This is a genomic window from Vibrio hibernica, assembly GCF_015223435.1.
Classification (GTDB): Bacteria; Pseudomonadota; Gammaproteobacteria; order Enterobacterales; family Vibrionaceae; genus Vibrio; species Vibrio hibernica.
The window spans coordinates 1-10,345 of record NZ_VHKO01000071.1 but is presented as its reverse complement, the minus strand read 5'-3'; the positions used below and the strand labels follow the sequence as shown (position 1 = coordinate 10,345).

5 protein-coding genes, 5 tRNA genes and 2 pseudogenes are annotated in these 10,345 nt (G+C 41.4%); 6 read left to right on the top strand and 6 right to left on the bottom strand.

All coding sequences use genetic code 11. From position 1 onward, the window contains the following. The 5 genes and pseudogenes from FH976_RS14640 to FH976_RS14620 all read right to left on the bottom strand — a co-directional run. Window positions 1–500 (bottom strand): annotated as a pseudogene (locus FH976_RS14640) (YjbH domain-containing protein); the annotation flags it as partial. A 225-nt stretch (window positions 501–725) separates the two neighbouring features. After that, on the bottom strand, window positions 726–980 hold the full coding sequence (ubiK, locus tag FH976_RS14635) for a ubiquinone biosynthesis accessory factor UbiK (RefSeq protein ID WP_194091536.1): 255 nt from the start codon (window positions 978–980) through the stop codon (window positions 726–728). Between the two features lie 158 nt (window positions 981–1,138). Next, window positions 1,139–4,186: pseudogene (locus FH976_RS14630) on the bottom strand (multidrug efflux RND transporter permease subunit); the annotation flags it as partial. 11 nt (window positions 4,187–4,197) lie between these two features. Then, window positions 4,198–5,304, bottom strand: coding sequence for an efflux RND transporter periplasmic adaptor subunit (locus FH976_RS14625; protein ID WP_194091534.1), 1,107 nt, complete (start codon window positions 5,302–5,304; stop codon window positions 4,198–4,200). A 46-nt stretch (window positions 5,305–5,350) separates the two neighbouring features. Continuing rightward, window positions 5,351–5,926, bottom strand: coding sequence for a TetR/AcrR family transcriptional regulator (locus tag FH976_RS14620; protein ID WP_228767462.1), 576 nt, complete (start codon window positions 5,924–5,926; stop codon window positions 5,351–5,353). Window positions 5,927–6,073: 147 nt separating this feature from the next. Between FH976_RS14620 and rep the strand changes: the two genes are divergently transcribed. After that, entirely contained in the window at window positions 6,074–8,089 is a 2,016-nt protein-coding gene (gene rep, locus FH976_RS14615; protein WP_194091532.1) for a DNA helicase Rep, read from the top strand. An 83-nt stretch (window positions 8,090–8,172) separates the two neighbouring features. Here rep and FH976_RS14610 read toward each other — a convergent pair whose 3' ends face one another. Beyond that, complete coding sequence (locus FH976_RS14610; RefSeq protein ID WP_194091537.1) at window positions 8,173–8,580, bottom strand: c-type cytochrome; 408 nt, start codon at window positions 8,578–8,580, stop codon at window positions 8,173–8,175. Window positions 8,581–8,894: 314 nt separating this feature from the next. On the opposite strand from FH976_RS14610, the gene FH976_RS14605 reads away from it, so the two are divergent. From FH976_RS14605 to FH976_RS14585, 5 genes are all read left to right on the top strand, one after another. Next, window positions 8,895–8,971 (top strand) — tRNA-Arg (locus FH976_RS14605). Window positions 8,972–9,013: 42 nt separating this feature from the next. Next, window positions 9,014–9,089 (top strand) — tRNA-His (locus FH976_RS14600). Between the two features lie 200 nt (window positions 9,090–9,289). Then, window positions 9,290–9,366: transfer RNA gene (locus FH976_RS14595), tRNA-Pro, on the top strand. A 44-nt stretch (window positions 9,367–9,410) separates the two neighbouring features. After that, window positions 9,411–9,486 (top strand) — tRNA-His (locus FH976_RS14590). A gap of 56 nt (window positions 9,487–9,542) precedes the next feature. Next, a tRNA-Pro gene (locus tag FH976_RS14585) sits at window positions 9,543–9,619 on the top strand. Window positions 9,620–10,345 lie beyond the last annotated feature (726 nt).

Below are 10,345 nucleotides of genomic sequence, written 5' to 3'. Positions count from 1 at the left end.
AAAAACTGCCGATAACATTCTGCATCAGTTGAAATGGATAACATTGGAATGCCATTGGTGAGCATTACCATTTCAATATTGGTATTTTGGGTTTTAATACCCAAGTCCTCAGCTAATGCTTGTCCAGCATTCGCGGTTATGATCCCTAATGCAACCCCAGCACCATCAATTTGATTTCGATTATAACGGCGGTTTTCGAGCGCGATAACAATTTTATTATCGGCTTTACCCACTTGGATATTAATAAAGCCTTCTTGTTTCAACCGGTGGGTAAGTTGAGCTAAACCCGCCACTTCAGAGGCGGATAATTCTGATTGTAATTGCTGTTTAGGGTCAATGTTTTTATGTGTTTTTTGATAAGGTTGGGTATCGTTATAACCCACTAATGGAGCAGTAACGCTTACGCCCCAGATATTCTTATCGTCACTTTCTCGAGTAGAATAGACTTGATAATCAACGCTAGCTTGGATGTGATAAGGAAGAAACCCCTCGGGTGTCATCGCTTTACGCTGGAATTAAATTCCGTAGCATCATACTCACCTGTCAATTGTAAGAAGGAGAGAAGTTGAATTTCAATACCGGCAAAAGGCCCATCCATAATACCTGATGCAAGTTTTGACTTGCCATAACCAGCACTTAAGCGAACAGGAAGAGTCTCAAAACTTTGGAAAGCTTCAATTCAGCATAGATTATTATGAACCAGGCCGATGGGTACTGACATTAGACTATTTTTGATTATTGAACTTTTTCTCAATTTCAGCGAATTTTGCTTCTAACTCATTGAGTTTTTGACGAGTGCGTAATAGCACTTGAGTTTGTACATCAAATTCTTCACGAGATACGACATCTAGTTTATTAAGCTGACCTTGTATAACTTGTTGAACCTTCTTATTAACATCTGAGCCAAGGTCTTTAACTGGAGCTGGCATAGACTCATGTATCTGTTTCGCAATTTGCTCTAATTTTTTTGCATCAAACATATTCGGTTAACTCCTAATTAATTGTGCCTATTCTATGTAAAAGAATACTGGATGTCGTTAAGATTAAATGAAAAAGGCTACCAGAGGCAGCCTTTCATATTAAGTTTTTTATTTAGCACTTCATTTTATTATTTTGGTTCTTCGATAGCTGGGATGCTTTCATCAAACTCTGGCAGCGGTTTATGTTCACTTGCTAAATAACTGTAAATTACAGGTAATACGAACAAAGTGAACAATGTTCCGATGGCTAGGCCAGAAACAATAACGATACCAATACTGAAACGCTGCGCCGCGCCTGCGCCACTTGCATAGAGTAATGGGACTAACCCTGCGATCATTGCCGCTGTCGTCATTAGGATCGGGCGTAAACGAATTTTCGCCGATTCCATGACGGCTTGAGTTTTTGATTTGCCGTTATGTAACTGTTCTTCTTTGGCGACTTCACAGATCAAAATACCATGTTTGGTTATTAGACCAACCAAGGTGATTAAACCGACTTGTGAATAGATGTTCATCGTTGCAGCGCCCCATGATAAGGAGATTAAAGCGCCACAAATCGCAAGAGGAACAGAAACAAGAATAACCAACGGATCTCGTAGTGATTCGAATTGAATAGCAAGAACTAAGAAGATCACCGCCAATGCTAAGCCAAAGGTTGCAAATAAAGCATTACCTTCGGTGACATACTGGCGGGATTCACCTAAGTAATCATGGCTATAGCCTAGTGGAAATTTCTCCGCTGCTATAGTTTCAAACCAATCAACGGCTTCACCCATAGAGGTTGTTGGTGAAGGTACCACCCCGATAGTGGCAGAATTAAGTTGATTAAAGTGTGGTAGTGATCTTGGCTCAGCGATAACGTCAATATCAACTAAGCTTCCCAGAGGCACTGCATCACCATTAGCCGAGCGAACATAGTAGTTATTCATTGATTCTGGATTTAAACGATATTTCCGTTCAACTTGAGGGATCACTTCATAAGAACGTCCATTTAAATCAATACGGTTGACGTAGCCATCAGACATCATAGTACCAAGAGTCACCGCAATATCTTGCATGGTGACGCCATAAGCGCCAGCTTTATCTTTATCGATATTAATTTTCATCGTGGCGGAATCAAAGTTCAAATCAAGATTTGAGTAAACAAATAATGGATTCTTTGACGCCTCTGTTAACACATCACTTGCGACTTGAAATAAGCTTTCAAAGCTATTTGGTGTTGTAATAACAAATTGAACCGGTAAACCACCGCCAGCACCTGGTAATTCAGGCATTTGGAAAGCAGTAACCGCCATACCAGGGATATCTTTTACCAATTGTCCGACACGGTTAGTCACTTCCGCTTGGCTAGCTTCACGCTGGCTCCACGTTTTCATAGAAGCAATACCAAAAGCTTGGTTGGATGATGGAACGCCCGTGAATACCTGTGCATATTGAACTTCAGGCTGATCCACTAGAATCTTGTTCACATCATTCATGGTGTTTTGCAGATAATCCAAGTTGGCATTAGATTGTCCAGTACCCATCAATACCAAAACGCCTTTGTCTTCAGGTGGCGCAAGTTCACTTGGAATAAACTTAAATAGAATTGGTAGGCTGATAAAAATAATCACACCAAAAGCAATCACAACAGGGCGACGTTGCATAACGGCATGAAGCATGCGGTCATAGCGGTTAGTCATGCGATCCAGAACACTATGAACGATTTGTTCAAATCGGCTTGGTTTGGCATGTTCCACTAACATTTTCGAACACATCATTGGTGATAGCGTTAATGCTATGATCCCTGAAACAAATACGGCACCTGCGAGTGTTAATGCAAACTCTTTAAATAGAGAACCGGTGATCCCGCCCATTAAGGCAATCGGAGCATATACTGCGCCTAGAGTAACGGTCATAGCAATAACTGGAACGGCAATTTCTCGTGTCCCAATAATCGCGGCTCGGAAAGGGGTTTCTCCTAACTTGATATGTCTATCGACGTTCTCAAGAACCACGATAGCATCATCGACCACAAGACCGATTGCTAATACCATGGCAAGAAGAGTCATTAAGTTCCATGAGAATCCCATAACTTGCATTACCATTGCCACGCCAATTAATGATAGTGGAATAGTGATAATTGGAATTAAGACAGCACGGAATGAGCCCAAGAATAAAGTTATAACGATTAATACAATAACAGCCGCTTCTAAAATTGTATGGATTACTTCGCTAATTGACTCATTGATTGCGACCGTTGAGTCATACATTACCTGCACATTAATATTGCTTGGTAGGTTTTTCTTGATTTCAGGTAGCAACTCAAGAACATCATGAGAAATGTTAATTGGGTTTGCTGTTGGAGAGGCATCAATGGCCGCAACTACAGCCTCTGCTCCATTAGCGCTGGCTCGATAAGTATCATGGCTTTTAGCGAGTGTGACTTTGGCAATATCACCGAGTCGGATAACTTGGCCATCATTGGAACGGACAACTAATTTTTCTAGTTCACCCACATTGGATACTTGTGTATTAGCACTGCCGTTATACAACACAAACTCACCTGTTGCTTGACCCGCAGCAGATTGATAGTTGTTAGCATTGAGTACTGACATTATATCGGTTGCGGTTAAATCAAACGCCCCCATTTTTGCAGGATCAAGCCAAATACGCATGGCATATTTCATCCCGCCATACAGGTTGACTTTTGATACACCATTAACGGTAAATAGCTGAGGATTGACCACTCGTTCTAAGTAATCCGTGATCTGACTTGATTCTAACTCTTGACTAGTAAAGCCAATGTACAGCACGGATGTCGTGCTGCCTGTAGACATACTTAAGGTCGGATCTTCAGACTCTTTGGGAAGTTGAGATCGTACTGAGTTAGTCTGAGCTAAAATATCCGATAGGGCACTATTAGGATCAGTATTGAGCTTCATTGTCACAGTAATGGTAGATGAACCCATTACCGATGATGAAGTCATGTAGTCAATATTATCGGCTTGTGCGATCGCTTGTTCCAAAGGCTGAGTAATAAAACCTTGGATTAAATTTGCACTTGCACCGTAGTAACTGGTGGTCACCGTGACCACCGTATTCGTCATTTCTGGATATTCACGTACTTGCATTTTGAAAATAGCTTGCATACCGAGCAAGGCAATCAAAAAGCTGAGTGATACCGCAAGAACCGGACGTTTAATAAAAATGTCAGTAAAACGCATTATGCCTCCGGTTACAGCATTGGGATTTGAGCGGGAGGGGTTGTTGCATCGCTTTCAACCACTTTCACTTTGGAATGATTACTTAAACGAACTTGGCCAGTAGTAATCACCGTTTCTCCAGCTTTTATACCATCCAGAATATGGACGATATCCGCTTTGCGTTCTCCGGTTTGTACGACTCGTTGTTCTACGCGTTTTTCATCATCTTTTTCCGTTAGGACATACACACTATTACCATACAGAGTATAAGTGATCGCCGTTTGCGGAATAGAAACTTGCGCTTTCAATGTTGGCAGTACAATACTGGCGCGAGCAAACATTCCTGAACGTAACTTATTGTCACTATTTGGGATTTCTGCTTGAACTTGGATCAAACCACTTTGAGCATTTACCGCAGGTTCTATTGCACTGACTTTACCGATGAAAGGTGTATCAGGATAAGAATCAACATTAATATTGATGGTTTGATTTAAATGGATCTTACGGATATCCGTTTGAGGAACCGTAAAACGTAAACGCATCACAGAGGTGTCTTCTAAGCGAGTCACGTCATCACCCACTTGCATAAACTGACCTAAATAGACATTACGCAAACCAACAATACCAGAAAAAGGAGCGGTAACCGTTCGGCGTTCAATCGTAGCATTTAAGCTTTCGATATCAGCAGATAAAGATAGGTAGCTGGCTTTAGCATCATCGTATGCTTCTTGAGAAATTGAGCTTTTCTTATATAGGTTGGCATAACGTTCTGATTTTGCACGAGCGGCTGGCAAGCGAGCTTGAGCGCTTTTTAGATTAGCTTTCTCTACTTTTGAATCAAGCTGAATCAGGATTTGGCCTTCTTTCACTTCCATTCCAGATTCAAATGAAATTTTATTGACCATCCCACTTTCTTGCGAGGTAAGAGTCACGCCTTGTAAAGGTTCAATAAAGCCAATGGCATCAATGGTTGGTATCCAATCAGACGACTCTATCTTTTGAACGGTAACAGGAAACTCGGGTTCTGGCATATTAGCCATATATTCAGCAATTTTATGCTGTTTGAACATGTTGAAACCAATTACGCTACCGAAAAGCAGCAAGGCGAGTAGCAACATGAAGAAAGTCCACTTTTTCATTTTTTATTAAAACTCCGAGTATTAAAATTAGAGATAGAACAACAAATTAATGCTGAATAACCGCATCCCAACTCGCATAAATAGCGGAGTCTAGTGCAGATTCGGTAATAGTATAGCAGCCAAGTACATGCTTTCTGGCTAGAGCCAGGCTGACATCTAAACTTAAACTGGCCAAAATATGGTTATCGAGAGGCTTAAATATACCTTGAGCCTTCCCGTCATTAAATAAATTTTCGATCTTATAAAACATTAACCGTTCTTGTTCTGTATTGCATCGACTTGCTGTCGGCAGTGCTTCATATTGGATCCGATTTAAAATCATATCAATTTCAGTTTTAGTTGAGGTAATATGAGCGACATTTTTCCAGATAAGAATAAATCGGTCTTTTACCGTCATATTATCTTCAACACCTTGTTGGACCATAGTGGCAACGCGTTGTAAAACATGAAGACGAACGGACTCGACCAAATCATTCTTATCGTCGAAATAGCGATAAATTGTTCCAGCTGCAACACCCGCTTCTTTGGCGAGCTTATGCATCGACAAGCCATGAAACCCACTATGAGCGATTAACTGCTCTGCGGTATCTAAGATAAGTTGTCGTTTGTCTGTATTTTGCATGTTGTGTTGCTCGACCATAACCTAATAATTAATGAGTGAACGTTCATTCATTATATAATCAACTTTAAAATTCTCCATTAATAATCACACTTATTATTGTTTAGTTACATTTGATGTGTGATCTGATTCATAAAAGCGTGAGATGCCATGAAATTAAATCCAAGACAAAACGAGGCCGTTAAATTTGTTGCGGGCCCATGCTTAGTGCTTGCCGGAGCGGGTTCTGGTAAAACGCGAGTGATCACCAATAAAATTGCCTATTTAGTCCAACAGTGTGGATATCAAGCGCGTCATATTGCTGCCGTCACTTTTACCAATAAAGCGGCTCGAGAAATGAAAGAACGAGTTGCGCAGACGCTAGGCAGGCAAGAGTCACGAGGCTTAATGATTTCGACCTTTCACACATTAGGCCTGAACATTATTCGTCGAGAATATAAATCTTTAGGATTGAAAGCGGGCTTTTCACTATTTGATGATCAAGACCAACTGGCGTTATTAAAAGATTTGACGGAAGAGCAGATCGATGGCGATAAAGATTTATTACGCCAGTTAATGAGCAGTATTTCCAATTGGAAAAATGACATGCTAACTCCAGAGCAAGTCACCGCGCGCGCGCAGTCGGAACAAGATCATCTTTTTGCCTATTGCTTTGGTATGTATCAAAAGCAGATGAAAGCTTATAACGCATTAGATTTTGATGATTTAATTGCTATGCCCGTATTGTTATTGAAAACGGATCAAGATGTGCGTGAACGTTGGCGTGCAAAAATCCGCTACTTGCTTGTGGATGAGTATCAAGATACCAATACCAGCCAATATGAATTAGTGCGTTTGATTGTTGGAGAGCGTGCTCGCTTAACCGTGGTGGGAGATGATGATCAATCGATTTATTCATGGCGTGGTGCTAAGCCGCAAAATTTGGTGTTATTAAATCAAGACTTCCCTCAATTGAAAGTCATTATGCTGGAACAAAATTACCGTTCAACTAGCCGTATTTTACGTTGTGCTAATATTTTGATCGCTAACAATCCACATGTATTTGAAAAAACGTTATTTTCTACTATTCCTGATGGTGAAAAACTCAAATTACTGATGGCGAAGAATGAGGAGCATGAAGCCGAGAGAGTGACGGGTGAAATCATTGCTCATAAATTTCTCAATCGAACGCATTATAAAGATTACGCCATTTTATATCGAGGTAACCATCAATCACGCTTAATTGAAAAGTCATTAATGCAAAACCGTGTGCCTTATAAAATATCCGGAGGCACTTCATTTTTCGCGCGAGCTGAAATTAAAGACATCATGGCGTATTTGCGTATGTTGGTGAATTCTGATGATGATAATGCTTTTTTGCGCATTGTGAACACGCCAAAGCGAGAAATTGGCCCGGTGACGCTTGAGAAGTTAGGCAGTTACGCCAATATGCGTGGAAAGAGCTTATTTGAAGCGAGTTTTGAAATTGGCTTAGAGCAGCATCTTTCAGGCCGGGGATTGGAATCATTGCGCCGCTTTACTGATTGGATCGTGAATATTTCCGATAATGCAGAACGCGGCAATACTGTTGAAGCATTACGCTCTCTGGTTCGTGATATTCACTATGAGGACTGGCTGTATGAAACCTCTGCCAGCCCGAAAGCGGCTGAAATGAGAATGAAGAATGTTTCGGATTTGTATTCTTGGATCACTGCGGACTTAGAAGGTGATAATTATGATCAAGAAGTTAAAACCTTAAAAGAAGTGGTACAGCGTTTGACACTGCGTGACATGATGGAGCGTGGAGAAGGCGACGATGATGCCGATCAAGTACAATTAATGACCTTACATGCATCGAAAGGCCTAGAGTTTCCATATGTATTTTTAATGGGTGCAGAAGAGGGAATACTGCCTCACCAAACCAGCATTGATGAAGATAACGTTGAAGAGGAACGACGCTTAATGTATGTGGGGATCACGCGCGCACAAAAAGAGCTAACGTTTACCATGTGCCGTGAGCGTCGACAATATGGTGAATTGCTTAAACCCACCCAAAGCCGATTCATTGATGAATTGCCATTTGATGATGTTGAATGGGAAGCCCAGAAAAAAACACAAACACCAGAAGAAAGAATGGAAAAAGGGCAGAGTCATATCGCTAATTTAAGGGCAATGTTTAAAAAATAGTAATAATCATTATTCAATATGACTTAACTGGAAAATAAAAATGTTGCCGCTTTGAGTGTTTATGGCGGCAACGTTTAAGTAGATTATAATCCTTCCGTCATATTTTTAATCGCTGCGACCAGCTCATCATCAGTACAATCCATACAAGTACCTTTTGGCGGCATCGCATTAAAACCGTTGATTGCATGATCTTTTAATACGTCCATACCTTTGGCTAAATGTGGTTGCCAATCGGTGGCATCCCCTTTTTTAGGTGCGCCACTTACGCCCGTACCATGGCAAGCGACACAATATGTACCATATACCGTTGCCCCATCTCGTGGGCCAGAAGGTTCAGCCTTTACAGGTTCACTTCCTGCCAAATAGACATCACCAACCGGTTTAATTCGTTCGGTAATGGCATCACGCTCACTTTGGCTAAATTCAGCAGCAAAAGTTGAGAAAGTTAATATTGCGGTGAAGAGAACTAAAATTGGGCGAATCATATTGATAAACTCACTATGTTATTATTTTATTTAGGTTATATTTTGCTGAATACGCGAATTATCTCAGCAATAATATTAATGACAATAGACATTAACGTTAGAGAAAATAATCGTTATAAAAATGTAAATAGACGGTAATTATACCCTTTTCAATTTGAGCGAGAAACCATAAGGTTGTCGTGATATGGCTTTGGTCACATCATAAATAGTTAAATAGAGGCTTTAATTGTAGAAAAACACATCAAACAGTAAAAAAAGTTGAAAAAACACTAGACTGGCAAGTATGATCTCCGTATTATTCCACTCCGCCGATAGGGCATGCGCCCGTAGCTCAGCTGGATAGAGCGTTGCCCTCCGGAGGCAAAGGTCGAAGGTTCGAATCCTTTCGGGCGTACCATTTCTGGAATGCTTTAGAAAGTGAAGATCGGTGATAACATTGGTGGCTATAGCTCAGTTGGTAGAGTCCCGGATTGTGATTCCGGTTGTCGCGGGTTCAAGCCCCGTTAGCCACCCCATATTAAGGTAACCTTGAGTTTCCTGTCCTGATTTTATCGGGGCGAAATACTTCAGTTAGTTCCTCCCGGATCTAACCATCAAGAAGTGAAATACAAAATCTCGGTGAATAGCGCAGTTTTATAGTGCATCTCCGGCTTTTGGGAATAGCGGACCAGAGGGGAGACCCTAAGTCTGAAATCTGGAAGCAAAAGAAATTACTCGGTGAATAGCGCAGTTTGGTAGCGCATCTGGTTTGGGACCAGAGGGTCGGGGGTTCGAATCCCTCTTCACCGACCACTTTTAAAAGCCTTGCAGTAATGTAAGGCTTTAAAAATTCAGTGGTGGCTATAGCTCAGTTGGTAGAGTCCCGGATTGTGATTCCGGTTGTCGCGGGTTCAAGCCCCGTTAGCCACCCCATATTAAGGTAACCTTGAGTTTCCTGTTTTGATGAAATTAAAGCGAAATAATAATCTCGGTGAATAGCGCAGTTTGGTAGCGCATCTGGTTTGGGACCAGAGGGTCGGGGGTTCGAATCCCTCTTCACCGACCACATTAGACAGCCTCATCTTCGGATGGGGCTTTTTTGTATTTCAATCTCGGTAAATGGCGTAGTTTGGTCGCGCATCCGATTTTGAAATAAATAGCGGACCAGAGGGTCGGGGGTTCCCAAGTATTTGAAAGTCAGCTCTTCACCGACCACATTAGAAAGCCTCATCTTCGGATGGGGCTTTTTTGTATTTCAATCTCGGCAAATGTCGTAGTTTAGTAGCGCATCCGATTTTGAAATAAATAGCAGACCTGAGGGTCGGGGGTTCCCCAGTATTTGAAAGTCAGCTCTTCACCGACCAGATTAGAAAGCCTCATCTTCGGATGGGGCTTTTTTGTATTTCAATCTTAGTAAATGGCGTAGTTTGGTCGCGGATCCGATTTTGAAATAAATAGCGGACCAGAGGGTCGGGGGTTCCCAAGTATTTGAAAGTCAGCTCTTCATTGACCACATTAGGAAGCCTCATCTTCGGATGGGGCTTTTTTGTATTTCAATCTCAGTAAATGGCGTAGTTTGGTCGCGGATCCGATTTTGAAATAAATAGCGGACCAGAGGGTCGGGGGTTCCCAAGTATTTAAAAGTCAGCTCTTCACCGACCATATTAGGAAGCCTCATCTTCGGATGGGGCTTGTTGCCAGTATAAACAGTGATTCTGCACCTTAGAGTTTTTTAATCTTATCTATACTACTCTTTAGGCTCTTTGTTATTTTTGATTAATGTAAAAATTTG

Coding starts and splice junctions, on each gene's coding strand:
- ubiK (WP_194091536.1), bottom strand. CDS start 980: ATGTTTGATGCAAAAAAATTAGAGCAAATTGCGAAACAGATACATGAG.
- FH976_RS14625 (WP_194091534.1), bottom strand. CDS start 5,304: ATGAAAAAGTGGACTTTCTTCATGTTGCTACTCGCCTTGCTGCTTTTC.
- FH976_RS14620 (WP_228767462.1), bottom strand. CDS start 5,926: ATGCAAAATACAGACAAACGACAACTTATCTTAGATACCGCAGAGCAG.
- rep (WP_194091532.1), top strand. CDS start 6,074: ATGAAATTAAATCCAAGACAAAACGAGGCCGTTAAATTTGTTGCGGGC.